The sequence below is a fragment of the Christiangramia fulva genome, assembly GCF_003024155.1.
Taxonomy (GTDB): domain Bacteria; phylum Bacteroidota; class Bacteroidia; order Flavobacteriales; family Flavobacteriaceae; genus Christiangramia; species Christiangramia fulva.
On record NZ_CP028136.1, the window covers coordinates 1,246,704 to 1,264,298 of the forward strand.

Below are 17,595 nucleotides of genomic sequence, written 5' to 3' on the forward strand. Positions count from 1 at the left end.
TTATAGTGTACGGGAAGTTAAACGTGAAGTAAAAATAGCATAGGGCGCATATTTATGCTACTGTTCCAACCAGTTGCAGTAATCTTCTTTTATCTCCGGGTTTTCAGAGAAAAATATTTGATAGGATTCAAGTTCCGATTTCGAAATGGTTCGATAGATCTGGAACTTCTCTTCTTCCGATATTTTAGAAGAGTAAATAAAATATCCCAATCCGGATAATAGCAGGATTAGAATACTTCCAAATAATACAAGAATATAGTTGGGGATCAGACTAGCTCTTTCCAGTTTATCATTTATATCTCTGAGTAATTCATTTTTTACCTCGTTGGCCTCTTCTTGTTTTTGAAGAAAACTCTGTAGATTCTCATCAATTGCAGCTGTACTGATAGGAATACTCATTTCATTAAGCCCTTTAGATAATGCTTCCAGTTTTTCGAGTGAAGTTTTAAAGTCAGCCATTTCATCGGCCATCAGTTCCATGATCTCATCTAGTTTTTTCATAATAATTATTATTTAGTAGCCCATGCCCATACCAGCATCAAGCCCTCGTTTGATCACCTGCTTAGCCAGATCTTTAGCGATCTTACTGGCCATGTTCGTGCTCAATTGTACGGTGGTATTCACCAGCTTTAAAGTTTTCGGTACCTCTTTGAGTTTACTGTAACTATTATTCTGAGATATTTCTGCGATCAGTTTACTTCCACTCATAGACCGGTGGACCTCGCTTCCTTTTAAATTGGCGCCCTGGTATTCGAACCGGAAGCCCTGCAGCTGATTGGATTTATTGATACTGGGGATGACCTTTACATTACGTGCGTTCATTTTTTGGATGTAATCATCCAGGGTTTTTGGCCTGGTCTCCAGCACCCGGTCATTGAGGTATTTAATAGTTACTCGCTGCCATTTTAATTCCTGTAGCTTTTGTTGTTGTACCTCCCTGACCCGGGTAAGTCCTAATTGTTTGGCTACATTATCTGCTGCGATCTGACTTCGTTTTCCTATAAAGCTGTCTTTATAGACTTCGCCTTTTAAGCTGATACGGTTCGCATAGATATGGACATGGGTATGCTGCTTATCCTTATGAACAAACCCAATAGCCTGGTGATTTTTAAGCCCCATCTCTTTAATAAATCGCTGGGCGATCTTTTCCAGGTCGCGATGGTTTAGGTTTTTACCGTCTTTGACCGTTGGACTTACCACGAAGCTCAAGGTATTTTTAGTACAGCGATCATTTTGAGATTGAATGATCCTGAATTCATCGGTAATCTGTTTCGGCGTTTCCCCGGCCAAGTGTTCTTTGAGCACCACTTCGGCCTCCTTCTCCTGGTTCCAGCCATACTCGATGGATGCCTGGGTTCGTGATATGGATTGTCCTTTTCCGATCATCTCTTAAAATTGTAAAGGTGTTGCCGTATTTCTTCGGCCAGGGCTTCTACATTCCTAGCCAGTTTGGGATCTCTTTTTTTGAACATATTACTGATCCGCATAAAGTTGTTTTTATACTGGATGAGCATCTGGTAGCATTCCAGTTGTTCCGGAGTGATTCTTTCCACCATATTAATTTCAAAGGCGGTAGATCTCAAATATTCAGAAAGCGAAATTCCCGCCCTGGCCGCTCTTTTTTTGAGTAGCTTTTTCTCGTAGATCGAGCATCGTATCTGGATGACTTCCCGTTTCATAATCCTGTCTTTTTTAATCTTTGCAACCTCCGGGCGCAAAGCAAGATTGTCATGACAATGACACATCTTGCTTTGCTACTCAAAACGATTTGTATCCACTGTAAGTCCACTGCCCGGAAGCTAGTTTTTCATTGAGGTCTTTATGGTTTTTATAGCGATGACTTTGGTCTTTTATGTGGGGATAATACCGCAATAATTCGGTGGTATTGTTCCTTCCTGAAGCATCATTATCCAGGTAGAGATCTATGCTTTTATAGCTCTTGAATTTGGCAGTGATCTGAGCTAAAAATGACAAGGAGTTTAATACAATGATATCCGAGTTCTTTAATTCTTCCGGATATAATTCCGCGATGGATAACAGGTCAAACATTCCTTCACAAACCACCAGGTGATTTTTCTCATTTTGAAACCAGGTATAACTTTTAGGAGAACTGGAGGTTTTAAAATATAGATTGCGAAGTTCCCAGCCATTCTCATTGTTCTGAAGTCCGATTGCGTAATAGGTCTTTCCATGACATTCATACCATACTTCCTTACAATATTTTCTAGCTATCGGTAAAGAGATGCCTCTGGATCGTACATATTTCTTTAAATAGCTCCTGGTGATCGGTTGGATCTTTACGATGGTGTTGGCGCTATCCTTTTTTGAAGTATCTGCAGCTGGTCCTTGAAATGAATATACAGGTAGTTCATCAGAGAGGAATTGAAGGGCTTCGGCCACGCTACAATTAGAAACCTTGCAAACCAGGTCGATGACATTTCCACCTTCGCCTATACCGAAGTCATACCATCGGTTCAGTTTTAAAGACACCTTGAAAGAGGCCTGTGTTTCTGACCGGAGGGGACTGAAGTACCAGGCTTCTTTCTCCCTTGTCCTACTGGGAAAGTGCCCCAGTTTTGCGAGCGTTTCCACGATGCAAATACTGCGGGCTCTTTCACAGGTTAGTTTTTTTAAACTCATTTTTTCAAATTTTAGTTACCTACTTACCTTTTTCAGCAATACCAAGGCTTTTCAAATAAAAATGCCACTTACCTTCTGTTACCTGTCTTACCTGGAGTGCTGTTTTTAGGTAACTTAGGTAAGATGGATCTAATTTTACTTACCTGGCTGAAAGCCCTGTTATTATTCGGCTTCAGAGGTTTTAGGTAAGTAGGTAAGTAACTTTTATATTTTTTAAATTATTTCTTCCTGTTTTACCTAAACAAAGCCCTCACCCCTGGACGGGGTTTTGTTTAGGTAACTCGATGAAAGCCGGTCCTACTTTTTTATTTCAATAGCATTTTCATTGTTGGTATTTAGCTTTGTTTAGTATCTCGTCCCTCTTTTCTTAATTTCTGTCATCATTTTCATTTTGATGACAGTTTGATGACAAAATGATGACAGCCTTAAGCCTTACTATTACTGGTCTCATCCTATTCTGTCATCAATTCATCAAAAAAAAGAGAGAATCAGAAGCTTTTCCCTGAAAAGTGGGTTTAAAAATGATGAAACGATGACAGCGCATGAGAACCCCCGTGAACACTGGTGGCTCCCTGTCATCATTTTGTCATCAATTCATCATTTTTGTTTGAGCCGGCAGTAATCAGCCTAACTTCTCTTCCTCAAACTGCTGCTCTAAGAACATTTTAGTTATAGTGAAATAGCGTCCTTTGGCTTCCTTCCAGTTAATATCTCCATCGGCGTAGGTGACAAACCTCAGGTAGCCGTTAGAATTGGGTTGATTGGTAAGTTTCCAGTCTTTTTTGAAGATCTTCCGGATCTGGGTCAGGTCGGTTCGTATCCGGGATTTTCCCAGGGCATTTAAAACATCCACCGGACATACTTTAATCTCTTCAGAATTATCTGTTTCCATAATGGCCATGAGTAAGCTGGCCATCTCCTTCTCGACCCGGTTCCTATTATTATGAACCAGCCTTTTTAGGGCTTTTGTTTCTAATTGGTCCGGAGTAAACCACATCCGAGTCTTCTTTCGTGTTTGCAGTTGACGATTCGTAAGGAAATAGAGAAATGCCGGGATCTCTTGGTTAAGCTTTTCGAGTAATTCAGTCTCTTCCTTTTCGGCCTTGGGTACTTTCAGCACCCAAAAGCGGGTCTCATGCTGATCGATCTTGATAAAGTTCTCCTCATTATTGCTGCAGAGTATAAACTTGCCAAAGAATTCTACTTCCCGTTTGTCCTTTCCTTTTGCCTCGAGCTTGTTATAATTAGTGGTACTCAGGTATTTGATTCGTTCGGTGAGTTCTTCTTTATTAAATAAGACTTCATCGACACAAATCAGCAATTTATTGGTCCAATCTGAATTGAACTGGCTACTGAAATCATCATTAAGTAAATACGTAAGATTACCCTGGAAAATATTCTTTAGCCATTTTAAAAAGGTGCTTTTTCCTGTAGAGCGTTCCTGAGAGACCAGACAAAGGATAGGAAGGATCTGAGTGGGCTTGGTATAAAGCAGCTGCAGGTAATCCAGACCTAGTTCAAAATGAGGTCCGAAAATATGTTTGACAAATGCTAAAGATCGTTTGAAACTTCCTTCTTCGGGCGTATGGCTTAAAGGAGCATAGGTATTATAAAAATTATGGAAGGTCGATTGAAAATTAAGATGGTCGGGAATGCAGGTGAAGCCATCAAATTTGGGGATCTGGGCCAGAAAGGTCTTTCCGTGATCCTGGCGGATGGTTTCGATATTCCAGGGAATCAAACTTTGATTCGTGCGCCCTGAAATGGAAGGGATCTTCACCAGTTTATAGTACTGGGTGCCGACTCTGATGTAAGTGTTTTCCTGCTTCACAATAGACCTGTAATTACATGATCTATTAAAAGTAAGAAATTATAAATTAATTAAAAAATATTCAATATTTAAGCTATTTTATTAAACATATTTCAAATTATACCAATATAAAGCAAATAAAATGAATAATATCAAAAAAGAATATAAGTTGGATAGAAATGAGCCGAATTGATTCCAAAAAAGATTTTTGAGGAAATTTTTACCAATTCTACGTGTGAAATACGTGTGAAAAATGAAGGCTCCGCAAAACTGAATTTGCGAAGCCTTGATTTTACTGGTGGTCCCAGATGGGCTCGAACCATCGACCACCTGATTATGAGTCAGGTGCTCTAACCAACTGAGCTATGGGACCTGATACCATATTGTATCGAGAGCGCAAATTTAGATAATTGATGCTTACACACCAAACAAAAAATTCCTATTCTTTTTCCTGGCAGAGTTCTATTAAAACTCCGTTGGCATCTTTGGGATGCATAAAAGCGACCTGCTTATAATCGGCACCAGGTTTCGGAGTTTCATTCAACAATCTGAAGCCTTCTTCCTTTAAACGCTCAATTTCAGCTTTAATATCGGATACATGAAAAGCGATATGGTGAATACCCTCTCCCCTTTTTTCTATAAATTTAGAAACTGGGCTATTGGCATTAGTTCCGGCAAGTAATTCGATCTTGCTTTCGCCAATTTTAAAAAAAGATGTGATCACGCCTTCACTTTCTACCGTTTCGGTCTTATAGTTTTTGCTTCCTAAAACGGCTTTATAAGTTCTATTGGCTGCTTCCAGGTCTTTTACCGCGATCCCGATATGTTCTATTTTATTCATTATTGGTTATTCTTATTATTTATTGCTTTTAGCAAATATCAGCATTTCAGCTTATTCCGATCAAATGAAATGGCAGTTTCCTGAAATCACATTTAAATATTTTACTTTTGTAGCATGGAAACAAACAGACAAAAAAAGATAGGAGGATTATTGCAGCGCGACCTGGCCGATATTTTGCAAAATGAACTGCGTGAAAACGGTCGTACGGGAATTTTGATTTCGGTTTCCAAAGTGAGGGTCACTACCGATCTTTCCATCGCCAAGGCATATCTGAGCATTTTTCCGAATAAACATGCAGAAGAGGTCCTGGAGGAGATCAACGCGCATAAACATAAGATCAAACACGAGGTGGCCCAGCGAACAAAGCATCAGCTTCGAAAAATGCCAGATCTCAGTTTTTATATTGACGATTCCCTGGAATATATCGATAAGATCGAAAAAGAAATGAAAGGCTCCCATAATCCTATTGAAAATCCAGATCTATTAGATAAACGGAAAAAGTCGTAATTTGAATTTTCCCCTCTACATCGCCCGGCGCTATCTTTTCACTAAAAGCAAAAGCAACGCCATAAATGTGATCACCATTATCGCGGCGGTGGGGGTTTTCGCGGGAGCATTCTCGCTTTTTATCGTTTTAAGCGGATTCTCCGGGTTGCGGGATTTCAGCCTGTCCTTTTCAAATGAATTCGATCCTGATCTGAAAGCTTTTCCGAAGCAGGGCAAAACTTTCACGTATTCTGAAGAACAGCTGGAAAAACTTCGGAATATTCCCGGAATAAAAGCCTTCAGTAAAACCATTGAAGAACGGGTTTTTTTAGATTATCGCTCTAAAAATCACACCGCCTTTATCAAAGGGGTGGATAATGATTACCGAAAAGTAAATAAGATCGACAGTGCGGTGGTTTACGGGACCTGGCTTACCGATAGCGAACCTCAGGTTGTGGTAGGCAATGGTATTTCCCAACTCTTAAATTTGAGTGTCTTCAATTATGAGCATTTACTAAAGATCATGGTCCCAAAACCCGGAAAAGGCCAGATCACCATGACCAATCTTAGCAATGCCTTTACCACCAAAAATGTGATCGTAACAGGTATTTACAGCATCAATGAAGAGCTGGATGATAAATATGTTTTTGCGAATATTGGTTTTGCAAGGGACCTGCTGGAGATGAAGGAAAATGAAATTTCTTCCATAGAATTCAGGCTTACTCCCGATGCGAATGTGAAAGAATTATCTCAGAAGATCAGCGAAATCTTTAATGGAAAGATCTATTTAAAGACCCGCACAGAACTGAACGACGCGCTAAACAAAATGCTGAATTCAGAAAATCTCTTTGTTTACCTTATTTTCACGCTTGTCCTTACCATCGCGCTATTTAACGTGGTGGGATCGATCATCGTGATGATCCTTGATAAAAGGGAAAATATCAAAACGATTTTTAGTCTTGGCGCCACGCCGGGGCAGATCAAAAGGATCTTTTTTATGCAGGGTATGCTGATGACCTGTTTAGGCGGAATCGTGGGACTCCTTGTTGCTATTGTGCTGATCGTTCTCCAGATGAATTACGAACTGGTGATGATCACCCCAAGCCTGCCTTATCCTGTAAAAATGAAATTTCAGAATATCCTTATCGTCCTGGTAACGATTTTCATTTTAGGACTTATCGCTTCTTATATCGCGGCTGGAAGAAGCAAAAAAGCGCTCAATCAGGCGAACTGATAATCGGCAAAATCCCTTTCCACATCATCAAAAGCGGCAAAAACATCGGCAGCATCGTCGCTGGTTACCATTTTCATACGATATTCCTTGAAATGCGGAATTCCTTTAAAATAATTGGTATAATGTCGACGGGTTTCAAAAACGCCTAATTTCTCCCCTTTCCAGTCAATTGCCATTTGAAGATGACGGCGTGCGGCATCCAGTCGTTCCTGCAGACCTGGCGGATCAAGATGTTCACCGGTTTTAAAATAATGTTTTACTTCACGAAAAAACCACGGATAACCAATACTTGCCCGACCGATCATCGCGCCATCTAGACCATACTTGTTCCTCATTTCCATGGCCCTTTCGGGAGTATCCACATCGCCATTCCCGAAAACAGGAATATGCATGCGCGGATTATTTTTTACTTCAGCAATCGGTCTCCAGTCGGCTTCGCCCTTGTACATTTGGGCACGAGTGCGGCCATGGATAGAAATTGCCTGGCAACCCACATCCTGAAGCCTCTCAGCAACCTCAACAATTTTAATGGAATCATGATCCCAACCTAAACGCGTTTTAACTGTAACCGGAAGTTTTGTATGCTTCACCATGGCTTCGGTAAGCGAAACCATCAGGTCAATATCTTTTAAAATTCCGGCTCCTGCACCTTTTGAAACTACTTTTTTCACCGGGCAACCGAAATTGATATCGATAATATCTGGTCCTGACTGCTCGACGATCTCTACAGATTGCAACATAGAATCGAGATTAGCCCCAAAAATCTGAATTCCCACGGGCCTTTCCTTTTCGTAAATATCGAGTTTCATAGTACTTTTCGCCGCGTCGCGAATAAGTCCTTCTGAAGAAATAAATTCGGTGAACACTACATCAGCTCCCTGCTCCTTGCACAAGGCGCGGAATGGCGGATCGCTCACATCTTCCATCGGTGCCAACAGCAACGGGAAGTCTCCTACATCTATATTTCCAATTTTTGCCACAACCAGTTGTTTTTCAGGTTGCAAAAGTAAGAAATTGTTTGAAAGTATTAATTATGGATTAAAGGCGTTCTCTTTCAGCCTCCTCGATGGTTCTTTCGTTATCGCTAAGGCGGAAGTTTCCGAAATTATATTTAAAGCCTAACTGTACATTCCGATTTTCAGAAAAAGAATAAAAACTGTTGCTCTGATTTAAATAATCTGAAGTAAGCCTGGTATTTGTGGTATTGAAGATATCATTCAAATTCAGGGTAAGTTCTGCGCGCTTATTCCAAAGGGTTTTGCGCAATCCTACAGAAACTGTGGTCATAGGCTCCAGTTTATAAGAACCGGAAAGGAAATCGCTCACATACTGCACGAACATATTTCCTTCAAAACTGCCGTCCTTCGAAAGAGTAAAAATATTATAGGCATAAGCCTGTATTCCGTCCACCTCGCGGGTCACTTCGGCGTTATTGCTCTCCACGGCAATAAACGTGTTCTGCTCATGAAAGAGCGACGTAAATGCCTGTATATACCACCAGCGCGTGAGAGACTGGCTGTGGAAAATATCAAGTCCATAACCTTCGCTTCCCAACAAATTCTGACTTACATTTCTTAAAGTCAGGTTTTGATTATCCTGAAAAACAAGGGTTTCCGGCGAATTTCCGTGGTCTTTATAATAGAAGTCGAAGAACCATGAATTTTTTAAGGTATAATTCAAATTGAAATTATTGCTGATAGAGGCTACGAGATTGGGATTTCCGGCGTTGTAGTTGGTCTCATTCAGAAAATAACGGAACGGATTCAGGCTTTCATAACGCGGCCTGTTGATCCTTCGGCTATAATCTAAAGTAAAACTATGATCTTCTGAAACTCGATATTGCAGGTAGGCGGTAGGAAAAAGTTCAAAATATTCTCGGTTATTGATCTTATCCAAAACAACCGATTCTCCCTGCCTGTCGGTATATTCACCGCGAAGACCAACTTTTGCACTCCATTTTTCCCAGTCATGAGACAAACTTGAGTAAAACGCATAGATCTTTTCGTGGTAAAGGAAATTATCAGAAAGATTATCATAAAGTTCCTGCAATTCGGCGGCATTCAAATAATCGATCTTACTATTGGATTCTATTCCTGAAAATTTCGATCCGAGATTAAAAGAAGAACTGCCTATGTTTGTCGAAAAGTCGGCCTGAGCGGTATAAATATCAATATTCTGCCGTGCTGAGGTTGCGAAATCATTAGTATTTAGAATATTCCCTGAAGGATCACGGTACTCCGAAAAGACTTGCTGATCCCGGTCCTGTTCAAATTTGGTGTAATGCCCCTTTACAGAAAATTCACCTCCATTTTCAAAGGAGATAGTATAGCCCAGGTTTAAAGCAATATTATTTATGTCGGTCAAAACCCGGGAACTGGTAATAAGAGTAGAATCCAGCTGTCTTTGCGAATTTCTGATTTCTGTGGTTACGTCATTATCAAATTCCTGATCGGGAGAAAAATTAGCGTTTAACGAGAAGTTTAAGGTACTGTTTTCGCTAAGTTCATAATCAACGATGGCATTCGCATTATGAGCCTGTGAGGTGGTTTCCTTAACAAAATCGGTATCCCAACGAGAAAACAAGTTACCGTTGCGAATAAAATTAATATAGGTTTCATCCTTTTTGTAATCCTTTTTGGGATTAAAAGAATAATTGGCAAAAATATTCAAACGGTCTCCCTGAAAATAATGACTGGTCCCGATCTTGAACTTCGGATAGATGGACTGTGTATAGGTTCCTTCCAGGCTGCCTTTGTAACCCGCTGAAATTGCCTTTGACGTATGGATGTTCAGAATTGCTCCGCCTTCGGCATCATACTTGGCCGGAGGATTGGTAATGATCTCTATAGTTTCAATATTTTCAGCCGAATAGCCTTCAAGCAGAGATTTTAATTCTGATGAAGAGAGATAGATTTTATGGTCGTTGAGGTACACCTGAACGCTTGTGTTTCGCACCATGAGCTGCCCCTGATTATCTATAACTCCCGGCGCCTTGCGCAGTACATCCCAGGTATTCCCCGAGGAAAGATTTGAATTAGCCACATCAAAAACAAGTCGGTCTACCTCTTTAGTGATCTTTGGTTTACGAGCATTTACCGTTATTTCATCAAGGGCATCTGAAGCTTCTTTAAGTGTAATGGTTTTTAAATTGGTACGACCATGGCTAAGTTTTATCTTTTCAAGGTAATCTTCATAGCCTATAAAAGTGATTTTAAGCACATAATTCTGATCATCAAGATTTTCGACAAAAAAGCTCCCATCCTCTTCTGAAACCACTCCCTTGTATACTGAAGTAGAATCCTCGGCATTCAAAAGGATCACATTGGCATAAGCTACAGGCTCATCTTTTTCATTGATAATTTTTCCTTCCAGAGAGTTCTGAGAATACGAGTAAGAGAAAAAAAGGCATAATATTGTTAATAGGCAAAGTCGGTTTCCCATGGATGGTCAGATTCAATTTTCAGCAAACATCAACAAATATAGTCTTTCTGGGAATTTTAGCAATATTTTAACAGTTTCCGGAAGGGAAAAATAAATTTCCCGGGGAAATTCTTTTTAAGAATTAAAAATTCAGAGAATCTGCAGGCTCAGCTTCGAAAATCGATCTGTTTTTAAGATACTTCAATCCCCGACTATCACTGCCAAGGTATCTTTTGGCTCGTAAATACCGGTCACGATTATATTTATCAAAATCAGGAGCATTTTCATCCATACTGCTTATGTGAACATCTCCGGAAGAGTGGATAAACTGGTCATTACCTATCCACATTCCCACATGCACCACTTTTTCAGAAGTAGAATCGGTTGCCGGCCTTCCGAAGAAAAGAAGATCTCCAACCTCCAGTTTGCTAAAATCACCCGTGGAATCTATCAATTTTCCCTCATGCACCTGTTGCGAAGCATCCCGCGGCACTACCAGTCCATTCATAAAATAAATAGTCTTGGTAAACCCGCTGCAATCCACACCTTTAGCAGAAGTTCCACCCCACAGATAGGGCAAACCCATCAGTTTTTCTGAAGTTGCAACCAGATTTTCAGGAGAAGCCTCTGTGTTTTTTAACCATTCCGAATAAATTTGGGAATCATCTTTAGGAATAAAAGCAGCGCGGCCATCGGGATATCGCACTTTAAAGAAATTTTCCCTTTCCGCTTCCAGTTCGAGAATATCACCGATCACGAGATCGCTGACCACCGAATCTTTCGAAATTCCGGTATAAGATTGGCCAAAGGTTTTGGTATAAATAACCTTTTCTGAAGCTTTCCAGTTTTTGAATTCTTCACTTGACATTGTAGTTATTCCCCCATGGTCAACCCAGGCGAGATAATCATCGGGTGTTTGAATGTAATACCATTGGTCAGTACGTTTCCAAATTTTTACAGGAGTGCCAAGTGTGGCCTGAGTAACCAGTTCAGCCGAATGTTTTCCTTCTCCTCTTAAATTTGCCACCGAAACATCAATAACTCCAAATTCCTTCCCTTGTAAATCTTTAGCGGGTAAAACTTGTATACTGTCAATATATTTTACACCTGCAGAATCAAGTTTTGCCAGTAAAGCTTTTTTGGCCCTGGGAAGATTTGTTTCGCCTTTTAACACTTCTGTGGCATCACTTTCTTCTGAAGTAATCTCGAAAAGAGCCACGCGTTTATCGGGAGCAAATTCCTTCTGCGTCTGGCTTATATACTCCTGCGCCTCATTGAAATCTTCTTTTTCCTCCCCGCATGAAATCAAAAGGAAAAAAAGGCCCAACAGCTGTATTGAAATGGATCTTACTTGCAATCTCATATTTTATTTTTTCTCAGTGTCTAAATTAATTTCGGAATACATTTTAGTAAAATTATTCCTGCTTCCTATTATTATCCTTCATTTTCGAAAATACAACATTCAACAAAAATTACGGTAAAACTGAGTGGATAAGGATTTTTTATTCAGAAAAAAAAGCCATCATAAAAACGGCGTCGGCCGTGCCATCCATGGTTGGTTCATTGGTAGAATAATCGCCAAAATCATCGTGATAGACTACAAAATCATTCTGAAAGTTGGCAAATTCATCCTCTTCTTTTAACTGGATTCCTTTCAGGCTGTTGTAGACCGAAGCATACACCGGGCCGTCCACAAGTCCGCCGGGAACTTCCTTGCGGGTCATGAACCAGACACTGGTATGCACGCTTTCGGGATATTCGGACTGTCTCGGAATATTCATAAACATTGAGGTGCCCCAGGGATTTTTTCCCAATAGCCAATCGCGTTGAGAAAGCATGAAAGAATGATATTTCAGATCTCCGGTCATTTTTTCGTAAAGAAGAATCTGACTAATCAAATTTACCGCGAGGTTGTTGGAGCACCAGATAAACGGAACCCCTATTTCAAAGGGACTCGACTTTGATTTTTCCTGACAGGCTTCTATTCCGTTTCTGTAATATCCGGCTAATTTCTTCTGAAAATCGGAATCCACAAACGGGTACAGAACGAAATGGCCAATATTGAAAAATGGATAATAACGGTAATGTTCTGTTTGATCCTTTCCCATCCACGAAACCGAATTTGCCATTTGGGCATATCTTTTTGCGTCTTCAAGGTATTTTTGATCCCCTGTGTTTGCATATAATTCGGCCGCAGCCCATTCCATATCATCGGCCCAGGTATCTTCATTATAACGATAGGGCGCACCATAAGAATTCCCCTGCTGATAACCTTCCTGGGCTTTTCCCATTTCATAAAGCTCCCTGGCGGCGACCCGACATTTTTCTGAAAATATAGAATCCTTAAGATCATTTTTCCAAACCCGTGCTGCAATGGCCATGGCCGCAGCAGATCTTCCCGCCAGATTGGCGATTCCCGTTGCCTTGCTCTTAAATTCTCGAAGTCCCTGTGGTTTCCCGGTAGCAAAATAGGCTACTCTATATGAATTTGGGCCCCAGCCATAATCGGCAGAATCTTTATCGGGCAATTTCATTCCAATATGATCACGATCATCGGCAATTTGATGGAAAAGCTCATTTTTACCGGAGTGCATTTTGTGAATCCAGTCAAGACCCCACTTCGCCTCATCCAGCACATCGGGGATCCCGTTAGGATTTGGATGCCCGAGTGCATCTACCTCATCGGCAAATTTTTCAGGCAGCAACTCGTAAGCTTTTAGCATTTTCGCGGTGGCGTTGCTGGAAGTGATCAGATATTTAAGCTGATCGCCGGCGTCGTGCCATCCACCCGTAAAATCTATAAAAGTGGAGTCAGGCATAGGGCCATACATTGTGCGTCCATCTCGCTGATGGCAGACCATATCAAGAAAAGGATTGTAACCGCAACGTTGCTGGCGCATGAATCCCAGCAGGTCTTCCTGATAGTTTTTATAGGAAAAGGTCCTGCCAATACCAAATTCTGAAGAGCTATGATTTCCGTATCGAAGAACATATCTCCCCGCTTTTTTCAAATTCGAAAAGTCAGCTTTATAATAGTATTTGAAATTTCCCCAGCCTTTATCCTCAATTTTCTTCAGAGACCCATGAAAAATGCGATTTTCGTCATCTGAACTCACTATCGAAAATTCATCACGAAGTTCAGAATTGGAAAAAATGATACCTGTTTTTGAATCCTCCGAAAGATAACCCGCCTGATTCAGCCTGATATAAACCGAATCATTTTCCTGAGCAATTGCTAAAGAAATTCCCAGGAACAGGAAAAAAACCGACAAAAATTCTTTACATGGATTCATGCAGAGGTATTTTTTTAAATTCACTTTCATTCCCCGTACGGTCAACCGTTGTAATTCCGACCGATTCCAGCATTTTATTTTCAGCATTTTTTAAAGGAAGGGCGGCTTTTTGCTCAATTTTATTGAAAATTCTATAATTCCAATCTTCCTCTTCATATTTAAAATACAGCACCCACCTAAATACATCGGCAGGATCGTCAGAAATCCGGGATATTATAAAATTTCCCTCTGTTGTTTTTTCAGTTCTGAAATCGGGTTGTGCAGGAGGTTCATCATCCAGCCATGGACTCGGCGGAACCAGGGCATTGGCACGATAAGGGCCCGCCACCAGCGAGGAATCGAGTTCGTCATTTTTTAATAACTGACCAATGCTCCAAAGAACCACTCCCGGATCATCATGAAGGATTCCCCTTGAAATCATGATTTGAGAAATAATCTCCCCTTTATTTTCTTCCTTCTCTTCGAGGCTTAAATTGATCCCGGGCCACAGGTGCCTGCTGGTTACATTTTCAGAATCCCACCAGCCCAGCAAAACCGGAAAACTTAAATTGATCTGTCTCGTAGGCCAGTACAATTGCGGCGTAAAATAATCTATCCAGCCATTGTTAAGCCATAATTTAGCATCGGCATACAGCACGTCATACTGATCCATTCCCTTGATTCCCACAGGAAAGTCGGGTCTCCAGATCCCAAAAGGGCTTATCCCAAATTTTACAAATCCTTTTTCCGATTTTATATCTTTTGCTACCCTTTGAATAAAATCATTGACGTTTTTACGTCGCCAATCGGCCCTGGAAAGCTCACCACCTTCAGCAAGATATTTTTTCCAGCTTTTTTCATCGGGAAAACCCTTATTATTGTTATAAGATGGATAAGGATAAAAGTAATCATCAAAATGAATCCCATCAATGTCATAGCGCTTTACAATATCCTTTACAACCTGTGCAGAGAAGTCCTGCACTTCTTTGTTTGCGGGATCCATCCACCACATGCCGTTTTGTAATTCTACCACCCACTCAGGATGTTTTTTAATGATAGATTCACTTCCAATCTCCCCGGCAGTGGTATGATGCGCCCGATAAGGATTCAGCCATGCATGAAGTTCCAGCCCCCGTTTATGAGCCTCGTCGATCCAGAATTTAAGAGGATCGTAATAGGGCTGAGGTGCTTTCCCATTTTTACCGGTAAGGTAATAAGACCAGGGTTCAAGTTCACTATCATAGAGTGCATCGGCCTGAGGCCTTACCTGAAGAATGATCGCATTTAAATGAGATTTCACTGCGGCATCCAAAATTTTTAATGCTTCCTTTTGCTGAACATCCGAAGGTAAGCCTGGTTTACTCGGCCAGTTTATATTGGCCACCGTGGCTACCCAGGCCGCGCGAAATTCTTTTTGAGCGGAAGGAATATCTTCTTTTCCTTCCAGGGAAACCTGTGATTCCTGTTCAGAAGGTTTAACCACGTTTTCCTGTTCCTCTTTTTTGGAAGCCTCTTTGGTTGGGACGACGGCTTCAGGAGTTTTACAGGCAAAAAATGTGAGTAGAAATAGCGATAAAAATAAAAGGGCTGATGATTTTTTAAATATTGACATTAAGATCTAATTAGTTTCCATATTCTCCTTCACCCTATAAATAACGTCCAGAAGACCATCTTCCGCTTTATCGTTGGAAAGTTCCCAGAACATGATCCCTCCCAGATCGTTTTTTATGGCATAGGCCGTCTTCTGAGCTACCGAAAGAGAGTCGTCAAAGGTAGCAAAGAAACCTTTCTCTTCATTATAAGCATAAGGTGCATGAGCTACCGAATCCCAGTAAATTTTGAAACCCGGGTTCTTTTCAAAAAAGTCTTTAAGCTGCCTGTAAGCAACTCCCTGTTTAAATTTTCCCGGCTGATACCGGCCGTTCAAAGTCTTTTTTACATTTTCCCACACGCGGGCGTAAAATGCTGCGCCAATAACCATCTTTTCACGCGGAACGCCTATAGAATCAAGATAGCGAACACTATAATCAGTTGAAATGGGCTGATTTTCGGTGGAAAATAAGGAAGTATGATGACCGGTTTTGGTACTATTCCCATTCACAATATCATAGCTCATAATATTCACATGATCTACCAGGGGCATTACCTCTTCCCAATTGATAGATTTAGCCAGGTAATCTTTAAAACCACCGGCGGCAAAAGAAATCACATAATCAGGCCCCAATGCTTTACGCAACTCTGAGACCAGGGCAGTAAAGTTTTCCTTATCAGCCGGTTTGAATGCATGACCGGGAAAGCCTTCAATCACCGGGTATTCCCAATCGAGATCAATGCCATTATAGTTATTCTTTTGCAAAAATTCCTTAACCGAAGAAACGAATTCTTCCCGTCCTTTTTCACTTGAAAAAACATCGGAACAGGTTTCACAGCCTCCCCAGCCGCCTAAAGAAACAAGTACTTTCAAATTTGGGTTTACTTCTTTCAAAGAATTGAGATAACTAAGATATTCTTTATCCTTCTCGGAAGCTTCCAGTTTATTGCCTTTTAAATGAAGAAAACTGTAAATAATCTGGTTCATCTGTTTCGCGGTTTCTGAACTTATCTCATTGGTGGAAGGAGTAGCGTAGGCGATGATTTTGAAGTCGTTGTTTCCGAGATTACCTTCAATAGGAAATTTTGAATTTCCGTGAATATTTATTGGGTTTAAAATTGGGCTCAAACAGATCAACCATATGGTAAGGGATAATTTTTTCAGAAAGAAAATTGGATATTTCATTTTTGAAGTTCATTAGAACTGAAAATTAATTCCCCTCATTTTCAACCTCAGAAGTTTTGTTCTCTTCCTCGTTCTTTTGGGTCTTTTCGGTTTTTGTTTCTTTATCTGAATCATATCCAATAAACCATTTGGTCCTGCAGGACGCAAGGCTTCCGCAAAAAATGATAATCAGGCTTAATCTTATAATTTTTTTCATTTTCAGGCCTTTTTATTGATTGACAATACCTTTCTAACGCTTTTATGTTCTAAAAGAAGTTTCGAGGCCTCTTCTTCATCGACATCAAGTTCTTCCATGATCATCCTAACCCCACGGCCTACCAGTTTATTATTGGAAAGCTGCATATCCACCATCTTATTCCCTTTTACCCGACCCAGTTTGATCATCACTGAGGTAGAGATCATATTTAAGACTAATTTTTGTGCGGTCCCGGCTTTCATTCTCGTACTTCCCGTAACGAATTCTGGGCCTGTGACTACTTCTATGGGAAATTCTGAAGCCTCTGCCAGCGGGCTACCTGAACTGCAGGTTATACAACCGGTAATAATTCCTCGTTTTCGTGCGTCTTTAATTCCGCCAATCACATAAGGAGTCGTGCCAGAAGCGGCAATTCCAATCAGTACATCTTTTTCTGAAACATCATAGTCCAAAAGATCTGTCCATGCCTGTGAAGTATCATCTTCAGCATTTTCCACCGCATTTCGCAAAGCGGTATCGCCTCCGGCAATAAGACCAATGACAATTCCCGGACTCACTCCAAAAGTAGGCGGACATTCAGAAGCATCCAAAACACCAAGTCGGCCACTGGTGCCGGCTCCAATATAAAAAAGCCTTCCTCCTTTTTTTATTTTGGGAACTATTTTATCTACCAGTTTTTCAATAGCCGGTATAGCTTTCTGAACATTTTGGGCAACCGTCTGGTCCTCTTTGTTAATATTAGAGAGCAGCTCAAAAGTGCTCATCTTCTCTAGATGATCATAATTGGAAGCTTTCTCGGTATCTGGATTTTGCTGATTCATTTATTATTATTTATAGAAGTATATGGTAAACCACCAACAATTATTCATAAATTTCCATAAGTACCGGCTAAATAGCAAGTATTCAAACATAAATTTGAA

General features: G+C 40.6%; 16 protein-coding genes and 1 tRNA gene. 2 read left to right on the forward strand and 15 right to left on the reverse strand.

Features of this window, described 5'->3' with window-relative positions; all coding sequences use genetic code 11:
• Nucleotides 1–57: 57 nt before the first annotated feature.
• The 7 genes from C7S20_RS05725 to mce form a co-directional block, all read right to left on the reverse strand.
• On the reverse strand, nucleotides 58–501 hold the full coding sequence (locus C7S20_RS05725) for a DUF6730 family protein (RefSeq protein WP_107011585.1): 444 nt from the start codon (nucleotides 499–501) through the stop codon (nucleotides 58–60).
• A 12-nt stretch (nucleotides 502–513) separates the two neighbouring features.
• Nucleotides 514–1,386: a relaxase/mobilization nuclease domain-containing protein gene (locus C7S20_RS05730; RefSeq protein ID WP_107011586.1), complete on the reverse strand. Its 873-nt coding sequence runs from the start codon at nucleotides 1,384–1,386 to the stop codon at nucleotides 514–516.
• Nucleotides 1,383–1,679 (reverse strand): mobilization protein MbpA, encoded by a 297-nt coding sequence (gene mbpA / locus C7S20_RS05735; RefSeq protein ID WP_107014107.1) that lies wholly within the window; start codon nucleotides 1,677–1,679, stop codon nucleotides 1,383–1,385. The genes C7S20_RS05730 and mbpA overlap by 4 nt, the downstream gene beginning before the upstream one ends.
• A gap of 79 nt (nucleotides 1,680–1,758) precedes the next feature.
• Nucleotides 1,759–2,640: a toprim domain-containing protein gene (locus C7S20_RS05740; protein WP_107011587.1), complete on the reverse strand. Its 882-nt coding sequence runs from the start codon at nucleotides 2,638–2,640 to the stop codon at nucleotides 1,759–1,761.
• Between the two features lie 622 nt (nucleotides 2,641–3,262).
• Nucleotides 3,263–4,471: a primase-helicase family protein gene (locus C7S20_RS05745; protein WP_107011588.1), complete on the reverse strand. Its 1,209-nt coding sequence runs from the start codon at nucleotides 4,469–4,471 to the stop codon at nucleotides 3,263–3,265.
• A 275-nt stretch (nucleotides 4,472–4,746) separates the two neighbouring features.
• Nucleotides 4,747–4,823 (reverse strand) — tRNA-Ile (locus C7S20_RS05750).
• Nucleotides 4,824–4,889: 66 nt separating this feature from the next.
• Complete coding sequence (mce, locus tag C7S20_RS05755; protein ID WP_107011589.1) at nucleotides 4,890–5,291, reverse strand: methylmalonyl-CoA epimerase; 402 nt, start codon at nucleotides 5,289–5,291, stop codon at nucleotides 4,890–4,892.
• A 114-nt stretch (nucleotides 5,292–5,405) separates the two neighbouring features.
• Here mce and rbfA point away from each other — a divergent pair, with 114 nt between their 5' ends.
• Together rbfA and C7S20_RS05765 are read left to right on the forward strand one after the other, a co-directional pair.
• Nucleotides 5,406–5,798 (forward strand): 30S ribosome-binding factor RbfA, encoded by a 393-nt coding sequence (rbfA, locus tag C7S20_RS05760; RefSeq protein WP_107011590.1) that lies wholly within the window; start codon nucleotides 5,406–5,408, stop codon nucleotides 5,796–5,798.
• A gap of 1 nt (nucleotide 5,799) precedes the next feature.
• On the forward strand, nucleotides 5,800–7,011 hold the full coding sequence (locus tag C7S20_RS05765) for an ABC transporter permease (protein WP_107011591.1): 1,212 nt from the start codon (nucleotides 5,800–5,802) through the stop codon (nucleotides 7,009–7,011).
• On the opposite strand, the gene dusB is transcribed toward C7S20_RS05765, so the two are convergent.
• The 8 genes from dusB to murQ form a co-directional block, all read right to left on the reverse strand.
• Complete coding sequence (gene dusB / locus C7S20_RS05770) at nucleotides 6,999–7,991, reverse strand: tRNA dihydrouridine synthase DusB (RefSeq protein ID WP_107014108.1); 993 nt, start codon at nucleotides 7,989–7,991, stop codon at nucleotides 6,999–7,001. The genes C7S20_RS05765 and dusB overlap by 13 nt on opposite strands.
• A 58-nt stretch (nucleotides 7,992–8,049) precedes the next feature.
• Nucleotides 8,050–10,452 carry a TonB-dependent receptor domain-containing protein gene (locus tag C7S20_RS05775; RefSeq protein ID WP_107011592.1) on the reverse strand — a complete coding sequence of 801 codons (2,403 nt, stop codon included), beginning with the start codon at nucleotides 10,450–10,452 and terminating at the stop codon, nucleotides 8,050–8,052.
• A 121-nt stretch (nucleotides 10,453–10,573) separates the two neighbouring features.
• On the reverse strand, nucleotides 10,574–11,794 hold the full coding sequence (locus C7S20_RS05780; protein ID WP_107011593.1) for a C40 family peptidase: 1,221 nt from the start codon (nucleotides 11,792–11,794) through the stop codon (nucleotides 10,574–10,576).
• 139 nt (nucleotides 11,795–11,933) lie between these two features.
• Entirely contained in the window at nucleotides 11,934–13,724 is a 1,791-nt protein-coding gene (locus C7S20_RS05785) for a glycoside hydrolase family 9 protein (protein WP_107014109.1), read from the reverse strand.
• The gene (locus tag C7S20_RS05790; protein ID WP_107011594.1) at nucleotides 13,711–15,315 is read right to left on the reverse strand and encodes a glycoside hydrolase family 10-like protein; all 1,605 of its coding nucleotides are present in this window, start codon (nucleotides 15,313–15,315) and stop codon (nucleotides 13,711–13,713) included. Before C7S20_RS05790 ends, C7S20_RS05785 begins: the two co-directional genes overlap by 14 nt.
• A gap of 6 nt (nucleotides 15,316–15,321) precedes the next feature.
• Complete coding sequence (locus tag C7S20_RS05795; protein ID WP_107011595.1) at nucleotides 15,322–16,479, reverse strand: glycoside hydrolase family 18 protein; 1,158 nt, start codon at nucleotides 16,477–16,479, stop codon at nucleotides 15,322–15,324.
• Between the two features lie 25 nt (nucleotides 16,480–16,504).
• Nucleotides 16,505–16,675, reverse strand: a complete 171-nt coding sequence (locus C7S20_RS19525) for a lipoprotein (protein WP_159039880.1) — start codon at nucleotides 16,673–16,675, stop codon at nucleotides 16,505–16,507.
• Between the two features lie 2 nt (nucleotides 16,676–16,677).
• A complete protein-coding gene (murQ, locus tag C7S20_RS05800; protein WP_107011596.1) occupies nucleotides 16,678–17,496 on the reverse strand; it encodes an N-acetylmuramic acid 6-phosphate etherase in 819 nt (272 codons plus the stop codon).
• Nucleotides 17,497–17,595 lie beyond the last annotated feature (99 nt).